Here is a 19449-nt window from a genome sequence, read left to right on the forward strand (position 1 = left end):
CCGGGGCCGACCTGTCGAAGGAGACCCGGAGATGACGACCACCCCCGCCCTGGCCCCGGCCGGCCGCCGAGGCCTCTTCACCGCCGACCCCGCCGACCGGCTGCGCCCCGGCAGCCCGGACCGGCCCTGGGAGCTGTGGCTCACCGGCCCCGACAGCCTCCTGCCGATGCCCGACCTCGCCACCGCGCTGATGGCCGCAGCCGAACACAACGCCGCAGCCGCCGACCTGGACGACGGCTCCCCGCTCCAGCCCGCCAGCCACGCCCTGGTCCTCCACCACGGCTACGCCTGGCGCCGCGAGGGCGCGGCCCGCCCGGGCGCCGGCATCGCCGTCCCGTCGCTGTGCTGGACCGCGAAGTGCTCGGTGTGCGGCGATCTGGTCGAGGACGAGTACATCCCCCACCACGCCAGCGCCGACGACGCGGCGGCCGACGCCGTCAGCCGCGAGTGGCACGAGCTCCCCGACGGCCGCCTGGTCTGCGACCTGGACGACGACGCCCACGACGAAGCCCGTGCCCAGGCGCTCCCCCAGGACGAGGGCGCCGAGCCGGACGAGAACCAGCTCACCTTCCTGTAGGCCGCCCACTCGATGGAGGATCACGTGCACCGACCCGTCATCGTGCCCACCCCCGACAGCCCCGCCAGCCAGGCCGTGGGCCTGGACCTGGACGGCACCCTCGCCGACGCCTCGGCCGGATGGATGGGCGGCCGCATCGGCCTGCCCCTCCCCGGCGCCATGGACGCGCTGCGCTTCCTCGCGCGCCACCGCGCGGTGTTCGTCTACACCGCCAGGCCGAGGCGCTGGCTGCCCGAGGTCGCCGACTGGATCACCTGGTACTCCGGCATCGCGGCGTTCGTCGACCCGTCCCCGGACCGGGCGTACTGGACCACCGTCGGCGGCCCGATCCTGGTCACCAGCACCAAGCTCGGGGCCGCCGCGTACGTGGACGACCGCGCCGTCCACCACGCCGGAGACTGGACCGACACCCTCACCACGGTCAGCCGAGCGATCGGCCTCGACCGTGCGGGCGTTCTCGTCTCGGCCTGATCCCCAGCACAGCGAAGGGCCCGCCTTCCCTGGCTTCGACGCCGGAGGAGGCGGGCCCTTTTGCGTTTGTGGGCCCCGACGCTAAGGCCTGATCGCGGGGCAGAGGGCCAGTGCAAAAATTTTGCACCTCACCGGGCGACGTGGGGGACGCGGTTGTCGATCCCGGCGGGAGGCCCGGCTAGGGTCACGGGCTATGGCAATCACACCGGCCGCGGCGATGACAGTAACCGCGATGATCAACCAGAAGGGCGGCGTCGGCAAGACGACCGACACCCTCAACCTCGGCGGCGCGCTCGCCGAGCATGGACGTCGCGTTCTGCTGATCGACCTCGACCCGCAGGGCAACCTCTCCACGGCGCTCAAGGTCGAGCACCTGGACGACACCGCGCCCAGCACCCTGCCGAAGCTGATGGTTGACGGCGGGGACATCCGCGACGTCATCGTTCGGCCCCAGCCAGGCATCGACCTCATCCCGGCCTCCCTCGACATGTTCTTCCTGCCCGGCCGGCTGCGGGAGCAGAAGATGGGCGAGCTTCGGCTCAAGCGGCTCCTCGCGCAGATCGAGAACGACTACGACAACGTCCTCCTCGACTGCCGGCCCGCGATCGACGACGACACCGACGCCGCCCTGGCCGCCGCCGACGACGCCGTCATCCCGGTCGATGTCGACACGTTCAGCATCAAGGCCGTCAACCTGCTTCTGGCACAGGCCGCCAAGACGATGAACGACCTCGGTCGCAAGCCGATGCCCTATCGCGGCATCGTCATCAACCGCATCGACCGCCCGTTCTCCGACTTCAACCAGGCCGTCTACGACTCGCTGTTCACCCTGCCTGTCCCGGTGAAGGGCGAGGTGCCGGTCCGCTCGAAGATCGCCGAAGCGCGCGAGATCGGCGGTCAGCCTGTGTGTATGTACGCCCCCAAGGACGAGGCATCGAAGATCTTCCGCAAGATGATCGTCTCTCTCGGGTTCGTGGAGGCCGCAGCGTGAGCGGCCGTACCCGGGAGCGCAAGCAGTTCGTCATCAACACTGGCGGCGGCGCGAGCGTCGAGAAGCTCGCCAGCGCCATGTCGTCCGACCAGGCCGCGCTCAAGCAAGAGCTGGAGGACAACCGGATCGGCGGGCTGCCTGCCGCCGTCGACTTCAGCAAGCTCACCGGCACCGATGCCGAGAAGCTCAAGGCACTGGAGGAGATGGTCCACACCGCCGGCCAGCGCCTGGACGGTGAGATCCACTCCGCCCAGACCCGCTACGTCATCGTGGTCGGCAGCGTCCTGGAGTACATCGACGAGAACGACCTCGCCGCGTCGACCGGCCTGTCCTTCGCTCAGTACGTCTGGGACCGATTCCGCATCCGGTACCGCCGTGCCCGGCAGCTGATCGAGGCCGCGCCGATCGTCACCGAGGTCGTGAACGCGAAGGTGCTGCCCGCTCCCAACGAGTCGCAGGCCCTGGCCGTCGCGGGTTTCCTGCGCATCCGCGGACGCGAGATCGCACTCCAGGTCGTCGGCTCGATCGAGAAGGCTGGCCAGAAGGTCACCGCCGAGCGGCTCACGGACGCGATCACCGCCTACGAGCTCTCCCTCATCCCGGCCCAGCCTCAACTGGAGAGGGCCCCCGCGTCCACTGCCGGCGGCGAGCAGCAGCCGGAGGACACCCCGCCGACCGGCGACGACGAGAAGGCCGACCACGAGGAGATCATTGAGGGTGAGATCGTCATCGAGCCGATGACCGCCCAGGAGCTGCGCCAGGCAGTCTCCCGGCGCTCGCTCGACCTCGCCAATGACCTCGGCCGCGGCCGCTTCACGCCCGGCGAGGTCCAGCGCATCCTCGCCGAAGCGTTCATCGACAGCAGTGACCCAGCCGTCTACAAGGCCGTCCTGCGCAGGCTGCGAAACAGCACCGGCTGAGAACAAGACCGCCAGCTGGCACAGCACGAGGGCGCCCGCCTGACCGCGCCGCAGGCCCGAGGCAGCATCTCCCCTCGGGCCCGCCCGGCCGGCGCGTGCCGCCCGGCTGCGCCCGCGCGCCCTTGACGGCCCGTCAGCCCTGCGGAACGGTGGCTCGCAAGTGGCCGCAACTGGCTTGGTTCTGGAGGTTGTCGTGGGACTAGATTTTGTGGGGATCGACCCCGAGACGGGGAAGGAGGGGTCGCCCATGGTGCTGCTGGACAACGACAAGCAGGAGCTGGTGATCCAGGGGTTGAAGGCGGACGACGCGCTGAACGCCGAGGTCGGCGGGACGACCTGGGTGGAGGGACACGACCTGGGCATCCCCGGTCACGAGGCCGTTGTCCGCATCCCGTACCGGATGATCCCGATCCTGCGAAAGGCCTGCGATGACGCAGAGCGCGACGAGCTTCGCTGACCTGCTGGCCGCCGCCCGGTACTCGGCGGTCCACCTGGAACTGCGCGACAGCTACGCCGTCCCGGACGAGGCCGAGGCCGTCGAGCGGTTCCGGCTGACCGGCGAGTCCGACCTCGACCCGGAGTCGGAGTACTGGCGGGACTGGACGGCCCTGCTGCACGAGGCGACCGAGCGGGGTGTGGTTGTCCGCCGGGCCCGGATCGTGTCCGAGCCGGTCACCCTCTACACGCGGTACCTGCACGCCATGACGGCGGTCAACATCGCGGCCGGCGAGGACGTCCGCTGGCTGCCGCGCCGCGACGCCTGCGACCTGGCGCTGCCCGGCGCCGACTTCTGGCTGTTCGACGACCGCGTCGTGCGCTTCAACCACTTCACCGGTGACGGCGACTGGGCCGACCCGCGCACCTCCGACACCGAGGACCCCGCCGTCGCGAAGCTCTGCGCCACCGCCTTCGAAGCGGTGTGGGAGCGGGCCGTCCCGCACGAGCAGTACACCGTCTGAGCCCGCCCGCGCCGAGCAGACAGCCCATGCCCGCCTCGCCCTCCTCCAGCGCCCAGGCCGCCCGCGCCGCGCTCGCCGCCCGGCTGCGCGAGCTGATGCTGGACGCCGGGATCGACGGCAAGGAGCTGTCCGCCCGGTGCGGCTGGCACCCCTCCAAGACCTCCCGGATCCTCAGCGGGAAGTCGGCGCCGTCCGAGACCGACCTGCGCGCCTGGTGCACCGCGTGCGACGCCGACGACCAGGCCGGCGACCTGATCGCCTCGCTGCGCGCGGTCGAGCTGATGTACCTGGAGTGGCGCCGCGTCCACCGCGACGGCATGCGGCAGGTGCAGCAGGAGTCGCTGACGCTGCACCATCGGACCGCGGTGTGCCGCGCCTACGTCTCCAACGTCGTCCCGGGCTTCCTCCAGACGGCCGCCTACGCCACCGCCCTGATGCGCTCGATCACCGAGTTCCAGGGCACCCCCGACGACGTCGCCGACGCGGTCGCCGCCCGCACCGAACGCGGCCGGCTGCTCCACGACGGCCGCCACCGGTTCGTCATCCTCATCGAGGAGACGGTGCTGCGCTACCGCATCGGCGACGCCGAGACGATGGCCGGCCAGCTCGGCCACCTCCTGGCCGTGATGCCCCTGCCCACCGTCTCGCTCGGGATCATCCCCTTCACCGCACAGCGCACTGTGTGGCCGCTGGAGGCGTTCTACCTCTTCGACAACGACCAGGCCTGCGTGGAGACGCTGACCGCCGAGGTCACCGTCACCCAGCCCCGCGAACTCGCCGACTACCACCGCGCCTTCGCCGAGCTCGCGAAGATGGCCGTCCACGGCGCAGCGGCACGGGCCCTGATCACCACCGCGATCGACACCCTCGGGTGAATCCCCGCAATCACCCGCAATCGCGTTGAACGCGCCCGCGGCTACTCCCTACCGTCGAACCGTCGCCCGCCGTGACGGACCGGACACCCGGCCCCGGCGGGCGAGCCGGGGCCGCTGCGCCCGCCCGCCCCCCGTCGGGTGGGCGCAGCCGTCACCGCCGACGACAGAGCGGAGAACCGCCGTGGCCGCGCACCTCATACACCGCCCATCGGCCACGGCCGCGCCCGGGCAGTGCCGGTGCGTGCGAGGCTCCTGGTGACCACGACCGTCGAGACCCCGGCGCGGCCACCGGCGGCCAACTCCGTCAGGGCGCTGCTGTCCTACGCGCCGCAGTCTGCGTCGGCGGCCCGGCGCCTGGTGCGCACCACACTGCGCGCGTGGGGGCTGGACGACCTGGTCGAGGCCGGCGAACTCGTCGTCAGCGAGCTGGCGGGCAACGCGGCGAAGACCGGTTGCCAGCGGAAGATGACGGTCGCCGTCGAGCGGATCACCGACCGGTGCGTGCGGATCAGCGTCCGCGACGGCTCCCGTGCCCTGCCCTGCCTGATCGACGCGGGCCTCGCCGCCGTGTCGGGCCGCGGCATGGCCCTGGTCCACCACCTCACCGGCGGGCACTGGGGCGTGACCCTGGAGCCACTCGGCAAGACCGTCCACGCGGACCTGCGCACCCGCGCTCCCGCCCCGGCATAGCCACCGTGCCCCGGTGCGCCGGGGCCGGTCCTCTACTCCTCCCGGGCCCCGGGAGGGCACCATCACGTCAGCGACGACAAGGAGCTCGGCATGGACATCGAGGCAGTCGACGGCGGCGGAGGCTCGGGTGGCGACGGGGGAGGCGGGGGCGACGGGCACCCGGGCACTCCGTGGACGCCGCCGTCCGACCCGCCGTCCCCTGACGGCAGCACCCCGCCCGGGGACGGGGGACACCGCAAGTGACGCTCGCACCTGAGCAGGAGGGCCGCCCCGCGCCGGGGCGGTCCTTCCCCGTCGCCGACGCGTGGGCGCCGGCCTTCGACGCGGTTCCGCGCTCGCTGTTCCTGCCGGACCTGGTCTGGGCGCACGACATGGCCACCGGGAAGAGCCGGCCCGTCGACCGGACCACCGACGAGGCCGGCTGGCTGGCGGCGGCCGCCGCGGACATCCCGATCGTCACCCAGTGGGACCACGGCCTGCACCAGGGCGCCGAGCCCGGCACGGTGCCCACCAGCTCCGCCTCGATGCCGTCGCTGGTCGCCTCGATGCTGGACGACCTGAAGGCCGAGCCGGGGATGCGGGTGCTGGAGCAGGGCACCGGCACCGGCTGGAACGCCGCCCTGCTGAGCCACCGGCTCGGCGACGCCAACGTGACCACCGTCGAGATCGACCCCGCCGTGTCCGCCCAGGCCCGGACCGCACTCGAGCGGGCCGGCTACCGGCCGACCGTCGTCTGCGCGGACGGCGCGCTCGGCCACCCGCCCGGAGCCCCGTACGACCGGATCACCGCGACCTACGGGCTGCGCGAGATCCCGCGCGCGTGGATCGAACAGACCCGGCCCGGCGGGCTGATCCTGGCACCGTTCGGCACCCACTACTCCAACGCCGACGCCCTGGTCCGCCTCACCGTCCACGGCGACGGCACCGCTTCCGGCCCGTTCCTCCAGCCGGTGGAGTTCATGAAGATGCGCTCCCAGCGCCTGCGCTGGCCGCAGAACCCGCCGGACGGCGGCACCGTCACCGAGTCCACCACCACCGCCGTCCTACCGCCGCACGGCAAGTTCGACCCGTTCCCGCTCGCCGCCGGCCTGCGCCTGCGCGACGTCGTCCACGCGATCCAGCGGCACGACGACGGCGCCCGCACCCTGTGGCTCTACTCCCTCACCACCCCGGCCTGGTCGGCGACGACCTTCCGCGACGGCGAGGACGAGCACCAGGTCCGCCAGTACGGCGGCCGCCGCCTGTGGCCGGACTTCGAGAGCACCCTCGCCTGGTGGCACGAGGCAGGCGAGCCCACCATCGAGCGCCTCGGACTCACCGTCACCCCGGACGGCTGGCAGGCATGGCTGGACGACCCGGCCCAGCTGATCTGACCGCCTGGTCCGGCGCCGTGAGCCCGCCTCGCGGCGCCGGACTTGTCAGACACCAGCCGCCCCGCGCCCTACCATCCCGCCTCGGCCCGGCACAGCGGATCAGCCCAGAAGCGATCCCGTTCGAGCGAACCCCACCGATCCGGACCCAGCCGTGCGGCCGGGCTGCGAGCATGGCCGCCATGACGGACATGCGACTCGACGCGCCCGAGCCCCCAGCCCTGATCGCTATCCAGCAGCGCACCGGCCTGGCCGACGAGATGTGGCGCGAGATCGCCCCGCTGCTCGCCGAAGAAGGCATCACCGAGGACAGCGACCCGACGGACCTGCCGACCCTCCAGGCCGCCCTGGACCGCGCGGTCGCCCGCTACAACGCCGCGCTGTTCACCCCGACCGGTAAGGCCCGCGGCCAGGCGGCCGAGCTGTTGCGCCAGGTCGTCGCCTCCGTGGCGGCCGGTGAGACCGCGCACGCCGCCCGGCTGCTCGACTCCCTCGGCCCTGACCCCACCGACGCCCAGCCGGTCACCGGCGCGCACGCTGCCGGCCTCGCCATGCTCCTGCTGGACAACTGGTCCACCGGCCCCGCCGGAGTCCCGGCCGGACTACTCGCCAGGACTGCGCTTCCGGCCGGCCACTGGCGGGGCGAACGCGCCGCCACCGACATCCTGGCCCTCGCCCGTAAGGGCCGCGCCCACCGCTCCGTGCAGAAGCTCATCGTCCAGCACGGCGGCCACCACGTCACCGACGGCGCCGCCCTCGCCCTGGCCGCCACCGTCCTGGCCTGGGCCGAGCGCACCGGCACCTCGGCCGCCGACGTCGCCCAGAACACCATCGGCTGACCACGGACGCCCAGAAGGCCGCCACCCTGCGGGGTGGCGGCCTCTTCAACGTCCGGCACTGTCGAGGCCCCCTCCGCCGCTCGACCGTACCCGCCGCGGTATTCGCTCGTTGACCCTGCCGAGCGCCCCCACCAGGGCGCGCGGCTGCGCCTGCTCCACACCGCCCGGCCCGGACACCCCCACCGGATCGGGCGCAGCACGGTGAAGCCCTCGGGCGGCCGGGCCCGTACACAGCCCGGCCGCCCGGCCCCGTGCCGAGCGGCAGGAGTCCGTCCCTATGCCCGTCCCCTCGTTCCGCATCCGGTGCGGCCTGTGCAGCAGGCCGATCGCGCTGGCCGATGACGTCTGGGCCCTGGACGCCGAGTGGCAGCGCCGCTACCCGGCGATGAGGGGCGTCCTGGCGTGCCAGGACTGCGCGCTGCGCAAGGGCTGGGGCACCTGCGAGCAGCCCAACGGAGAGTTCGTCGAGGGGCACATCCCGGCGCAGGAGGACGACCCGGACCGGGGAGACGGCGACTCCTGGTGCCACGTTCTCGGCTACGGCACCCGCAAGGCCATGGCCATGCTGCACCCGCGCTCGGGCCTGCTCCAGGGCGCCGAGGAGTACCTGCGGTACACGGCGCAGCGCAGTGGTGTGTCGCCGGAGGTGGCCGAACGGCTGCGCGCGCTTCTGGCGGAGTGGGACGACACCCCGCCCGCTCGGCGGCCGGACGTCTTCGGGGCCCGGCAGACAGCGGCGGCGCCCGGCGTCGTGCATTAACGGTCCCAAAATGTCGTACCGGATCGTGGTGCTGTGCCCCAGGCCATAGACGTTTCTGCGCGCGGGTCCTGTCTCGTGGACTCTGCGACCTCGAAGGGGTGAAGGAACACACCTCTCTCGAAGGGGGGCGCCATGACGCCCGTTCAGACCGCTCTGCAGTTCCTCGCCGAGGCCCTCGTCGACCCGGCCGGCCCGCAGGCCGACCAGCTCGCCCACGCCGTCCGCAACCTCGGCTCCGTCCTCTCCACCGCCTCGGCCGCCGTGAACACCGCGGCCGCCGTCCGCAAGCTGCGCACCCCCAAGGCCCCGGCCGCCCTCCCCGCTCCGGGCTGCTGCGGCGCGTGCCCGGTCCACCGCCCGGAGGCCGGCGCCGAGTAGGGGCGGGGAAGCGGTCCGGCCCGGCCACCGCGAGGGTGACCGGGCCGGACCGTGCGGGCCGAACTCAGGCGTTGCGCAGGGCGAACGCGACGCCCGCGCTCAGCGCGGCGAGCTGGGCCGCGTTGAGGCCGAGCACGCGGGCCTGGCCCTTGGCGACGTTGCCGAGCACGTAGGTGCCGACCAGGGCCGCGCCCAGGATCACCGCGGCCTTCTGCTGGCGAGGAGTCATCTTCTTCACCTCCTTCCGGGGTTGGTAACCGATCACGGTCTCACCCGGCACCGACAACGGAGGGCGGACAGCCATCCGGGCATGCTTGTACGACTTACTAAAAAGGCGTGGACAGTGTCGGTGTGGAGGCGTAGAGTCGCCCTAGCGTTTCAAGTTAGATGAATAGGCGTGGAGGTTGTGGGTGTGTTCGTGACGACCGGTCAAGCGGGGACGGCGCTGGGGTGCTCGATCCCGACGGTGAAGAAGCTGATGGCCACCGGCGTGGTCCCCGGCGTACGCGAGCAGGGTCGGCAGGTGTTCCCGCTGGCCGCTCTCCAGCAGTTGCAGGCCCGCCCGGCCGCGGACCTGTCCGTGCTCGGCACGGCCGAGGTCGCGGTGCTGCGGTCGGACGCCCCGGCCCGCGTCGACGAGCCGGACCGTGACTGGATCGGCTTCGGCACCGGCCTGGACCAGGCTCAGCTGCTGGCCGCGCTGTCCGGCTGGTGGCGGTGCGACCCGGCCAGGGTTGCGGCCGGCGGGGTGCTGCCGGTGACGGTGGCCGGGTTCGTCGTCGCCGTGCTGACCGGTCTCACCGAGTGGGAGGCCGACGGCACCGTCGGCACCGCGGGCCGGTACCGCTTCCCGAAGGCGCGGCTGGCCGGCTACCTGACCGACCTCACCGCCCCCGCGAACGCCGCCGACCCGGCTGAACCGGAGGACGCCCGCCTGGCGGGCCTGCTGCTCGGCACCCGCCTGGCGTCCGTGTCCGGCGGCCCGATCGCCTACGTCCCCACCATGACCAGCACTGCTCAGTCCGACACCGAGGGGGAGTGACCCGCTGATGGACCGCAAGACGTACACCGCCGAGCTCGCCGGTCTGCGCGAGCTGCGCACCGAGATCACGGCCGCCGAGAAGGTCGTCGCCGCCGCGCAGAAGGAGCTGGACAAGCTCACCGGCCAGCGCTCGCGCCGCGTGGCAGGCCTGGCGGGGTACGAGGGCGCCCAGGCGCCGGCCATCGCGAAGGCCTCCGGGCTGTCGGTCGGCGACGTCGTGCGGATCGCCCCGCTGCTGGACCCGACCCCGGCCGCCGTCCGCACCGCCAAGACCGACGATCAGGCCGCCGCCGCCGTCGCTGCGCCCGCCCCGGCCCCGGAGGCCGAGCCGGTCGACGAGCCCGCCGTCGCGGTCGCCCCGGCGTTGACCCGCCCGGCTCCCGTACTCGAGCAGCCGGCCCTGGCCGCCCCGGTCGTCGAGGCACGGACCGAGGTCGAGGACCAGGCCGTCGCCGAGCAGCCCGCCCCCGCCGTTGCGGCGCTGGTCGTCCCGGCCGCCTCGGTCGCTCCGGTCGCTGCCGCTGGTCCGCGTGAGCTGCCCACCCTCCCGGAGGGTCCGGCCGGGGCCCGGTTCGAGGCCGTCACCACGGGCCTGGTGTCCAAGCGTCCGAACTTCGTCCAGCAGGCCCGGGCCACGGTGTTCCTGGACGCGGCGGCCGAGATGCTCGCGGTCCGCGACCAGGTTGTCCGGGTCGACCTCGGCGCCCGCACGCCGGGGGAGATCCTGGACGCCGTCCTGCACGCCGCACCGGGCACGGAGCGGATCTACATCACCGCCGGCGCCCCCTGGCACGACGGTGCCGAGCGCTACTCCACGCTCAAGGACGCGGTCGCCGCGTGGCTCAACACCCCGAGCGAGCGGTGGACCACCGCCATCGGCTCCGGCCGGGACAAGCTCGCCGGGCACTTCGTCCACCAGCGCCAGCCCGTCGGCCGCTACGCCCCGGCCGCCTCCCCGGACAGCGGCAGCACCGAGATCCGGAGCATGGGGGAGTGGTTCGACCCGGACGGCGCCGACGTCGTGACCTGCCGCCAGGCGTTCACGCTGCTGTGGCAGGCGCTGCGCCGGCACTGGGACGACGCGGTACTGATGGGCTCGCCGTCGCAGACGGGCCGGGACCTGTGGTCGCGCACCATCCCGACCACGGGCAAGTGGGCCGGTGGCTACCCGGTTCTCAGCGAGGAGCTGCGGGGCCTGCTGCACGCCACCGGCGGGCAGGGCCGCACCGAGCTGATCCTGCCCCCGCGCGTGCCGGAGCATTTGCCCGCCCTGGTCGAGTACGACCGCACCTTCGCGTACTCCAAGCACTTGTGGAAGTCGCCGGTCGGTGTGCCGCGCCGGATCACCGCCGCCGCGTTCGCCGCGATGACCGAGGCGGAGCAGACCAAGGCGCTGATGTCCTGCTCGCACTGGAATGTGCGCGTGACGGTCCCGGCCGGTTGGAACCACGTCGGCCTGCTGCCCGCCCCGGTGACCGGGGACCGCGCCTGGATCTACCCGGCCACACCGGGCACGACGTTCACCACCTGGGCGGGCGGCGCGGAGATCCACCTCGCCCTGTCGAACCACATCGCACCGTGGCGGATCGAGGTCCTCGGCGGCCTGCTCTTCGAGGACGGCAAGCCGCTCGACGAGTGGGGCAAGCGCCTCAAGGCCGCGTGGGCGGACCTGACCAACCTCTCCAAGCTGCACGGGGACGAGCGCCAGCGCCAGGCGGCCTACCTCGCCTCCCGCGCGGTCCGCTCGGTACTGCTGTTCGGCCTGGGCGGCTTCGCGCAGCGCCCGCGGCTGGTCTCCGGCACCACCCCGCTCGGCGAGACCCTCCCGGCCGGGGTGGAGATCCTCGGCCAGGACGACCAGGTGGTCACCTGGCAGCGCCAGGCCGGCTTCTCCCGCGACCCGTACGCGCACCCCGAGTGGGCCGCCTACGTGTGGTCCGGGGCACGGGCGGCGTTGCTGGACATGAAGTACCGCCAGGGCAAGGAGGTCATCGGCTACGCCGGTGCCCTGCACGCGAAGCCCGGCACGGTCGTGTACTTCGGCACGGACGGCATCGCCCTGACGGAGCGCCAGCCCTGGCCGTACCGGGGCGAGCCCGGCGACTACCTGCTCAAGGGCCACCTGAGCGGCCCGGTGGAGCACCCGACCAGCCAGGAGCAGTACCTCAAGCTGCGCGGCCTGGGCCGCGCCGAACTCGCCGAGAAGGGAGCTGACCAGTGAGCCCGGCTGACCCGAACAACCCGAACGAGGCCGCCCGGTTGACCCAGGAGTTGCTGGACGCGGGCTACAGCAAGCGGAAGGTCGCCAGGATGCTGGGCCGCGACACCTCGCTGGTCTCGCAGTTTTTCACCAAGGGCAAGGGCGCGAGCATGGTCGGCGCGTTGCGCCAGCTGGTCCGGGCGGTGCGGGGCGGCGAGCGCGACGAGGAGGCCCTGTCCGGGATCGCCGAGGCGAACACCAAGCGGCGCACCACCAAGACCGGTCAGAAGGCCCGGACGCGGCAGAAGGACACGGTCGGCGAGGCGGGCGGGTCGATGGCTGGCCGGGCTGGGAAGCAGGCCATCAAGTCGGGCGCATCCCACCTCGCGCCCGTGGTCCACGAGACCGGCCTGGCCGGCGGCCGCCTGGCGTTCACGGTCCGGATGAAGGCCGATCAGTACGTCTACAGCGCGGGCTCGGAGAAGGACTCCGGCGGGGTGCGCCGCGGCTTCATCCCCCGTTCCGACGGCACCGAGGAGCGCACCTACGGCTCCGCCAGCACCGGCGGGTTCGACGCCGCCGAGTGGTCTCAGCGGGTCGCGGACCACCACGGCGACGTGACCGAGGCGATGCGGGAGTGGCTGGTGGAGACCGGCCGCGCCGTCGAGGACGCCGACATCGCCTACCTGGAAGTCCGCGGTTGGGTGCCGCCCGAGCAGCAGTAGAGAGTCCGGTCGGCCTCTCCCCATCCATGACCTGGCCCCGGGGAGAGGCCGCCCGCCCCGACCCTTCCACAGCACCGCCCGCCTTGCCCCGCCGTCTCAGCATCCGAAGGAGAAGCACCGCCGTGGAGACCACCACCGCCACCGCCGAGCAGAACGTGCCGGCCGCGTTCCGCGCCGCATCCGGGCAGCCGGTCCCGGCGCAGCCGTCCGGCACCGCCGCGGTGAACCCGCTGCCGCTGCATTGGTTCCAGAAGGACGCCGTCGCGGCCGCGGTGCGCGAGGTGAAGGACGGTGGCCGCGCCACGGTGGTCGCCGCGACCGGCTCCGGCAAGACGCTGATCGCGGCCGGCTGCGCCCGGCGCGTGGCGGCGAAGGGCCGGGTGCTGGTGCTGGTGCCGACGATTGAGCTGCTGGAGCAGACCGCCGAAGCGTGGTCGCTGCGGGGCGGGCGCCGGGGGCTGGCTGTCGCGGCCTGTTCGCGGGATGAGGCGCTGGAGAGTGCGGAGGCGGGCGGCCGCGTCCACGCCCAGGTGACCACCCAGGCCCCGCGGATCGCCGACCTGGTCGCCAAGGAGAAGGCCGGCGAACCCGTCACCGTGTACGCCACCTACGCCTCGCTGGAGCGCATCGTCCAGGCCCACCAGCTGTACGGCCTGCCCGAGTGGGACCTGGTCGTGATCGACGAGGCCCACCGCACGGCCGGCGCCGAAGGGAAGGCGTGGGCCGCGATCCACGCAGACGACCAGGTCCCGGCGAAGCGACGGCTGTACTTCACCGCCACCCCGCGGATCGCCGACGACCGGCGCGCGAAGGACGGCCTGGCCGACCTCACCGACGCCGACGGCCAGGCGCTGCCCGTGCTCTGCTCCATGGACTCGGAGGAGATCTACGGCAAGGTCTGTTTCACCTGGACCCTCGGGCAGGGGATTGAGCACGGCTACCTTGCCGACTACCGGGTGCTCGTGCCGGTGGTCACCGACGAGGACTTGCGTGAGCTGCTGAACCTCCCGGCCGTCGCCGACCTGCGTTCCCAGCGCAGCAACGAGGAGCTGCTGCGCCTGGCCCTGCAGATCGCGGTGCTGCGCGCGGTCGCCGACCTCGGCCTGCGCCGCGTGATCACGTTCCACTCCCGGGTGTCGGCCGCCCGCGAGTTCGCCAGCAGCCTGCTGGAGACCTCCGAGCTGCTGCCCGACGCGGAGCGCCCGGAGCGGATCTGGGCGAAGGCGGTGGCCGGCACCGACCGCCTCAAGGACCGCCGGGCCGCGTTCGCCGACTTCAAGGCCCACACCGGCGACGACGGCGAGGAGTGCGGCATCCTCTGCAACAGCCGACTCCTGACGGAAGGAATCGACGTCAGAAGCGTGGACGCCATCTGCTTCGCGGACCCGAAGTCGAGCGTCATCGACATCGTCCAGGCAGTCGGCCGCGCGCTGCGCCAGTCCTACCGCGAAGGCAAGGTCTCCTGGGTCATCATCCCGGTCTACCTCCCGACGCCAGAGGTCGGCGACGACACCGCCACCACGCACCCGGCCGAGGTCCACGACGCCGGCGAAGCCGTGAAGGCCGAGGCCGACGCCGAGATCGAGTCCTCCTCCTTCCGCACCATCTGGCGGGTCCTGCGCGCCCTCGCTGCCCACGACGCCCGGGTGGTCGGCCGGATCACCGAGCTGCGCGCCAGCCGCTCCCAGGGCACCGCGCACACCACCACGACCACGGTCACCCCCGAGGCCGGGGAGGGCGAGCAGCAGCTGGCCCCGGTGGAGTCGCCGATCGAGTGGCTGCGGATCAACGCCCGGCACCACGCGGCCCGGATCCTCCAGACCGTCAAGCTGCGCGCCTTCAACCCGCGCGCGGTCGAGTGGCAGCGGATGCACGCGGTCGCCGCCGTCTTCCATCTCCAGCACGGCCACCTCGACCCCACCGACAAGGCGAAGCACGGCGAGCTGATCTCCTGGCTCACCCGCCAGCGCCACCTGAACGGCCAGGGCCTGCTTGATGCCGCCCGGGTCAGCGAGCTGGACGCGCTCGGCATGATCTGGTCGAAGAACGCCAACGCCTGGGAACGCGGGGCCGCCTACGCCGCCGCCTTCCACCACCAGCACGGCCACCTGGCCATCCCGGCCACCGCGAAGCTGGACGACTACGCGGTGGGCGCGTGGATGCGCCGCCAGCGCAAGGCCGCGGGCCTCACCAAGGACCAGGTCGCCAAGCTCGACGCGCTGGACGAGCTGTGGCGCCTGGAGCCGGACTGGAATCGCTCCTACCGCCGCCTGCTCGCCTACCTCGCCGCCGGCGGCACCCTCGACGGCCCTGCCAACCGCACCGGCGGCGAGGCAGACCCGACCTTCCGGCCCGGCACCTGGCTGCGCAAGCAGGACAAGGCCCGCACCGACGGCAAGCTGACCGACCACCAGGCCGCGCTCCTGGACGCGCTCACCCGGCACGCCGAGACCGTCACCGGCTGACCCGCCCCGCAAGATCCCGCCGTCCCGGCCCACCAGGCCGGGACGGCCGTCGCACCTCGTTCCCGACTTCCGGAGGCACCGCGCGATGACCGACACCACCCGCCCCGACCCGGCCCGCACCGCCGCGCCCGATCGGCTGGAGCTGGCCCTGTACAGCAGCCAGCCCGCGCCCGCCGACCGGGACCTGGGCCGACCGATCCTCGACTCCCCGCTGGTGCGCGGCACGATGTGGCTGCGCTGGACCGGCCACGACGGCATCCGCACCCTTCACCACGGCGCCGGCCTGGCCCGCGGCTGGGTGGAGAAGGACGTGGACGGCCTGGACGGCTGGGTGGCCTTGGTCGAGGGCCGGATCGTCCGCAGCGCCCGCCAGGGCCTCGCCGTGACGGAGCCCGTCGTGCACGCCGAGGCGTGGGAGGCCGGCGCGACGCTGCACGCCGCCCTCGCCCAGCACCCCGCCAAGGCCGACCAGTACGACCCGTTCGCCGAGGAGGGCGAGGACGAGCCCGACGACCAGGCGCACGGGCTGCTCGGCGCCGCCCGCAGCCGGGTCCGCCGCCAGGCGGCCGGGATGACCCTGGAGAGCCTCCAGCAGGCCCTGCACCGGGCCCGGGACGACGAGCGCGCCGCCGACCGCCACGCTGACGCCGGAGACGAAGCCGCCTTCGCCACCGCGGCCGACACCTGCGCCGAATGGCAGCGCGTACGCGACCACACCGCCGAAACCCGGGCCGAGCGCTACGACCCCGACCACGACACCGCCCTCCAGCACGCGCTGCGCCGTGAGCGCCACCAGCAGGACGTCGCCGGATGCGCCCGCGAGGCCGCCCACCAGGCCCGCCAGACCACCGACGTTGCCCATCGCCGCCTCGCCGGCACCGCCGCCCAGCCCCTCTACACCGCCCTCGACCGCGCCGGCCTCTACAACTTGAGCGACGACGACCACCAGGCCGTCCGCGAACTCACCCAGCACCTCGACCCCGCCACGCTGCGCCAGGTCATGAGCTGGCTGGAGCGCACCCGCACCGCAGCCCTCGCACTGCGCGGCACCGAGCCGGCCCGGCCCGTCATGCGCCGCAGGTTCTGACAAGCCACAAGGCGCCGGTCACCACCAGGTGGCCGGCGCCTTGTGCTGTGCCTGCCGCAGCAGGCGCTCGGGTTCAGAGGGTCCTGAGCGCCTCTTCGGTAGTGGCGGCTTGGATGAAGGCCTCGATGTCGACATCGAGGGGGAGGGCGTCAGGGTCGCCACCGCCCCAACGGATGTTGGAGGCGAGCCAGCCGCCGGTGAAGGCGGTCGGGATGCCGTACCGGTTGAGGGCCGTGTAGGCGATCACGCCGTAGGCGACGGAGGCCGTCTCCTTCTGCTTCGAGAGCAGCCACCGCAGCGACCACGCGAGGTACATCGAGGCGTCAGGTGCCATGATTCGCGCGCCCGTGAAGTCAGGCCGCTCCTTCGCCCAGCGCTCGCGTACTTCGGTCGTCAGGTCGTCGGTCAGGGACTGGAGCGCCGAGTCCTCGATCAGGTCGCGGAAGGTGGACAACGGGATCTCGGCGGTCTGCTGGTCGAACATGGAGTGCGCGAAGTCGCGGCCGATCACGCCTGGTCTCCGATCTCGTAGAGGTCCCGGCCGAGCAGCCGGTCAGGACCAGCGACAGCTGCTGCGGGCCCTGATCAGCGCTCGGACGATGCGGAGTGGTACCGCATGGACACGCTACGTTCCAGCAGGACCACTCCGGACGTAAACGAGCAGATTCACCAGGCGTGACCTTCCGCACCGATAGGCCATGAAATCGCCTCCCCCGCCGGGTTGTCTGGACCTTTGGTTGGACCTGTCGAGAGGTAGATCGCGTAGTGTTCGGCGGTCTGATCCATCACTCTCTGTCGCCAAAAGGCGGATGATGGGTGCGCCCGGGGCACCTGTCCGGCCGGAGCGGCATTCTCGACTTGAATTCGGGGTCAGGATTTCCTCTATCGGGATTTGCGAGTTGAGTTCAGGTAACGCCGTGAATTCTCCCCTGAATGGGGGGCTCGGAGGGTCCAGTGTTCGGTTCTGCTGGATCGTTCCCTTGTCCACAGGTCACTGGCCGGAGGCTGCGGGGCATGACGACCAGGACCTGCCCGGCGGTCTGCCGGGACCACACCGATCTGACCACCCGCCACCGGGGCTGTTGCCCTGTTGAGGCATACGGCACCGTCCGGGAGCAGCTCCTCGCCCTCCTCGGCGAGCACCTCGACGGTCAGCCTCTGTGTCTGGAGCGCGGGCTGCGCCTGGACAAGGCGACCGTCCAGGCGGTGCGGCGGCTGGCCTTCTGGCTGGACGTCAGGCCTGGCACCGTGTGGCGGCACGCCCGCGGCACCCGCTGGCCAGCCAGCGCCCGGCTGCGCCGCGCGGTGGGGTACCGGCTGCGGCAGGAGTTCTGTGTGGTCGAGCTGATCGAGCAAGAGGCACGGCGAGCCAAGGAAGCGGTGTGGGATGCCCGTCGGCGGGCGGCTCGGGAGTAGTCGGTGTGCTGTCGCGTTGCCTGTCGCGATGGGGTGCTGTCGCGTGCTGTGACGTGGGCGGATACCGCTGTTCCCCTGTGTGTGGTCTGGGCGCGACAGGTGGGTGGGACAGGTGCCGGGGCGCGGGCCGCGGCTGGTGCTCGGTGGTGGCCGTCTCCGGGTGTCGACGGCCGCCAGGTGCTGGCGGTCCTGGCCGCCGTCCGAGGCGCTGTCCGGGGCGGCGGGGCAGGGCCGGGACGGCGGCCGCCGGGGAGGCCGGCCTTGTCGGGCGGCCTGGTCCTGGTGGTGGTGCTCGGCGGCGGGGTGCAACGCGGGGGTGCAACGCGGTGTTGCGGTGGGGTGCAACATGGGGCTGTGTTGCGGGTCTGACCTGGTGTTATGTGGCTGGGGGCGGGGGCGGGTGGGTGTGTTGCACTTCGTGTTGCACCGGGCTGGGCCGGTTGGCCGGCCTCGACGGCCCGCCCGCGTCGCCCGGTGTCGCGCTCCGCTGCCGGGCCCTGGCCGCCGTCCTGGTCGGCCGTCAGGCCGTCCTGCTGCGCCCGTCCCGGCCGCCAGCGGCCCGTCCGTGCCCGTCTCGGCCGTCCGGCCGCTGTGCCCGTGCCCGGCTGCCCGGTGCCGCGCCCCGCTGCGCCTCGCCCTGGCCGCCGTCCTGGTCCGGTGTTCGGTTTGGTGTCGCTGCTCCGGGAATTGCCCGGGTGACGCTTGGCGGGATTTCCTGGGCGGTCTGGAAGGGCGGTCGCCGTGTCGGCGTGGAGGGCCGTAGGCCCCTTTCCGGTGTGCCTGAATGCGATTCCTCACCGCTGCGCCACGCAAGGCTTTCCGATTGCCGCCTGAAAGAGAGTGGAAAGAAATTCGCATTCTCGCCTGGAGCGCAGCCGGATAGAGCCGGGATGGACGGTTGCCGCGAGGTTGCCCGTTCACGTCCCGCGCCCGTCCGGGGACCGGTAGGATAGGGCTGCACGGAAGTCGGGGAAACGCCGCCGGATTCGCTTCGGATTCCGGCCGGGAGTCCGCGGTCGGGGGCCCGTCAGGGACCGCTGCGCGGGGCGCCCGTGAGGGCCCGCCACAGGGGCCGGGGAGGCCCGAGCCGGACTGGAGGCCCACCGGCGCCCTCCGAGGGCCGCAGGCCCCGCCCCAGGGGCGCCGGATGGGCCGCCAGCCCAGCAACCAGGCGGCGGACCGGCCACCGGCCGGGACCGGGGGAGGCCCCCCGGGGGTGGGGTTGTGACTGATACCGGAAGTCCGCGACACATCGTCAACGACGAGGGGCCGCAGGCCCCGGCCGGCACCCCGCCCGCCCGGAGGGATGGGCTACTACCCGAATTCCGCGTCACATCGTCAACGCCCACCCCCGGGCGCAGCCCGGGAAACCCTGCCAGCCAATCGGCCCGTAGGGCCGTGAAAACACCGGCCCAACAAGACTGGAAAGCCGACCGATTGACGGGCCGTAGGCTCGGGGAAAAGCCATCGGAAAGGCGGAGCGCAGCGACGCCCGACGCCCGCCGCGACGGCGCGTGCCGCGCCTTCGAATTCGCCGCAGGCGAATTCCCTCAACCACCCACCATCCGCCGAGGCGCAGCCGAGGCCACACCACGCACGGTGACGCCGTAGGCGGCACCCCCCGGCTGACGCCGCGTCAGCGGCGCCCCGGCCGCCAGGCCGGGGGTAAGGCCCTTTAGGGCCT

20 protein-coding genes are annotated in these 19449 nt (G+C 72.9%); 18 read left to right on the forward strand and 2 right to left on the reverse strand.

Going from position 1 to position 19449, the window contains the following annotated elements; translation table 11 throughout:
- Nucleotides 1-31: 31 nt before the first annotated feature.
- The 12 genes from ACFWJ4_RS16590 (at nucleotide 32) to ACFWJ4_RS16645 (ending at nucleotide 8830) form a co-directional block, all read left to right on the forward strand.
- The gene (locus ACFWJ4_RS16590) at nucleotides 32-577 is read left to right on the forward strand and encodes a hypothetical protein (RefSeq protein WP_380544378.1); all 546 of its coding nucleotides are present in this window, start codon (nucleotides 32-34) and stop codon (nucleotides 575-577) included.
- A 24-nt stretch (nucleotides 578-601) separates the two neighbouring features.
- The gene (locus ACFWJ4_RS16595) at nucleotides 602-1048 is read left to right on the forward strand and encodes a hypothetical protein (protein ID WP_380544381.1); all 447 of its coding nucleotides are present in this window, start codon (nucleotides 602-604) and stop codon (nucleotides 1046-1048) included.
- A 232-nt stretch (nucleotides 1049-1280) separates the two neighbouring features.
- Nucleotides 1281-2039, forward strand: coding sequence for a ParA family protein (locus ACFWJ4_RS16600; RefSeq protein ID WP_380544384.1), 759 nt, complete (start codon nucleotides 1281-1283; stop codon nucleotides 2037-2039).
- The gene (locus ACFWJ4_RS16605) at nucleotides 2036-2959 is read left to right on the forward strand and encodes a hypothetical protein (RefSeq protein WP_380544387.1); all 924 of its coding nucleotides are present in this window, start codon (nucleotides 2036-2038) and stop codon (nucleotides 2957-2959) included. The genes ACFWJ4_RS16600 and ACFWJ4_RS16605 overlap by 4 nt, the downstream gene beginning before the upstream one ends.
- A gap of 247 nt (nucleotides 2960-3206) precedes the next feature.
- Nucleotides 3207-3416 (forward strand): hypothetical protein, encoded by a 210-nt coding sequence (locus ACFWJ4_RS16610; protein ID WP_380544389.1) that lies wholly within the window; start codon nucleotides 3207-3209, stop codon nucleotides 3414-3416.
- Nucleotides 3388-3918 carry a DUF6879 family protein gene (locus ACFWJ4_RS16615; RefSeq protein WP_380544391.1) on the forward strand — a complete coding sequence of 177 codons (531 nt, stop codon included), beginning with the start codon at nucleotides 3388-3390 and terminating at the stop codon, nucleotides 3916-3918. Before ACFWJ4_RS16610 ends, ACFWJ4_RS16615 begins: the two co-directional genes overlap by 29 nt.
- A gap of 26 nt (nucleotides 3919-3944) precedes the next feature.
- On the forward strand, nucleotides 3945-4793 hold the full coding sequence (locus ACFWJ4_RS16620; protein ID WP_380544394.1) for a helix-turn-helix domain-containing protein: 849 nt from the start codon (nucleotides 3945-3947) through the stop codon (nucleotides 4791-4793).
- A 255-nt stretch (nucleotides 4794-5048) separates the two neighbouring features.
- Nucleotides 5049-5483, forward strand: coding sequence for an ATP-binding protein (locus ACFWJ4_RS16625; protein ID WP_380544397.1), 435 nt, complete (start codon nucleotides 5049-5051; stop codon nucleotides 5481-5483).
- A 239-nt stretch (nucleotides 5484-5722) separates the two neighbouring features.
- Entirely contained in the window at nucleotides 5723-6856 is a 1134-nt protein-coding gene (locus ACFWJ4_RS16630; RefSeq protein ID WP_380544400.1) for a methyltransferase domain-containing protein, read from the forward strand.
- 179 nt (nucleotides 6857-7035) lie between these two features.
- The gene (locus tag ACFWJ4_RS16635) at nucleotides 7036-7692 is read left to right on the forward strand and encodes a hypothetical protein (RefSeq protein ID WP_380544402.1); all 657 of its coding nucleotides are present in this window, start codon (nucleotides 7036-7038) and stop codon (nucleotides 7690-7692) included.
- 277 nt (nucleotides 7693-7969) lie between these two features.
- A complete protein-coding gene (locus ACFWJ4_RS16640; protein ID WP_380544403.1) occupies nucleotides 7970-8452 on the forward strand; it encodes a hypothetical protein in 483 nt (160 codons plus the stop codon).
- A 132-nt stretch (nucleotides 8453-8584) separates the two neighbouring features.
- Complete coding sequence (locus ACFWJ4_RS16645) at nucleotides 8585-8830, forward strand: hypothetical protein (protein ID WP_380544406.1); 246 nt, start codon at nucleotides 8585-8587, stop codon at nucleotides 8828-8830.
- 64 nt (nucleotides 8831-8894) lie between these two features.
- Here the strand turns inward: ACFWJ4_RS16645 and ACFWJ4_RS16650 are convergent, their stop codons facing one another.
- Nucleotides 8895-9059: a hypothetical protein gene (locus tag ACFWJ4_RS16650; protein WP_380544409.1), complete on the reverse strand. Its 165-nt coding sequence runs from the start codon at nucleotides 9057-9059 to the stop codon at nucleotides 8895-8897.
- Between the two features lie 189 nt (nucleotides 9060-9248).
- On the opposite strand from ACFWJ4_RS16650, the gene ACFWJ4_RS16655 reads away from it, so the two are divergent.
- From ACFWJ4_RS16655 to ACFWJ4_RS16675, 5 genes are all read left to right on the forward strand, one after another.
- Entirely contained in the window at nucleotides 9249-9872 is a 624-nt protein-coding gene (locus tag ACFWJ4_RS16655; protein WP_380544412.1) for a DNA-binding protein, read from the forward strand.
- Nucleotides 9873-9879: 7 nt separating this feature from the next.
- Nucleotides 9880-12093: a hypothetical protein gene (locus ACFWJ4_RS16660; protein WP_380544415.1), complete on the forward strand. Its 2214-nt coding sequence runs from the start codon at nucleotides 9880-9882 to the stop codon at nucleotides 12091-12093.
- Nucleotides 12090-12797: a helix-turn-helix domain-containing protein gene (locus ACFWJ4_RS16665; RefSeq protein ID WP_380544417.1), complete on the forward strand. Its 708-nt coding sequence runs from the start codon at nucleotides 12090-12092 to the stop codon at nucleotides 12795-12797. Before ACFWJ4_RS16660 ends, ACFWJ4_RS16665 begins: the two co-directional genes overlap by 4 nt.
- 122 nt (nucleotides 12798-12919) lie before the next feature.
- The gene (locus ACFWJ4_RS16670) at nucleotides 12920-15262 is read left to right on the forward strand and encodes a Helicase associated domain protein (protein ID WP_380544420.1); all 2343 of its coding nucleotides are present in this window, start codon (nucleotides 12920-12922) and stop codon (nucleotides 15260-15262) included.
- Between the two features lie 85 nt (nucleotides 15263-15347).
- The gene (locus ACFWJ4_RS16675; RefSeq protein ID WP_380544422.1) at nucleotides 15348-16349 is read left to right on the forward strand and encodes a hypothetical protein; all 1002 of its coding nucleotides are present in this window, start codon (nucleotides 15348-15350) and stop codon (nucleotides 16347-16349) included.
- 73 nt (nucleotides 16350-16422) lie between these two features.
- Here ACFWJ4_RS16675 and ACFWJ4_RS16680 read toward each other — a convergent pair whose 3' ends face one another.
- Nucleotides 16423-16860, reverse strand: a complete 438-nt coding sequence (locus ACFWJ4_RS16680; protein WP_380544425.1) for a hypothetical protein — start codon at nucleotides 16858-16860, stop codon at nucleotides 16423-16425.
- Between the two features lie 503 nt (nucleotides 16861-17363).
- On the opposite strand from ACFWJ4_RS16680, the gene ACFWJ4_RS16685 reads away from it, so the two are divergent.
- A complete protein-coding gene (locus tag ACFWJ4_RS16685; protein WP_380544428.1) occupies nucleotides 17364-17765 on the forward strand; it encodes a hypothetical protein in 402 nt (133 codons plus the stop codon).
- The last annotated feature ends 1684 nt before the right edge of the window (nucleotides 17766-19449 follow it).

The sequence above is a fragment of the Kitasatospora sp. NPDC127067 genome, from assembly GCF_042724755.1.
Classification (GTDB): Bacteria; Actinomycetota; Actinomycetes; order Streptomycetales; family Streptomycetaceae; genus Kitasatospora; species Kitasatospora lactacystinica.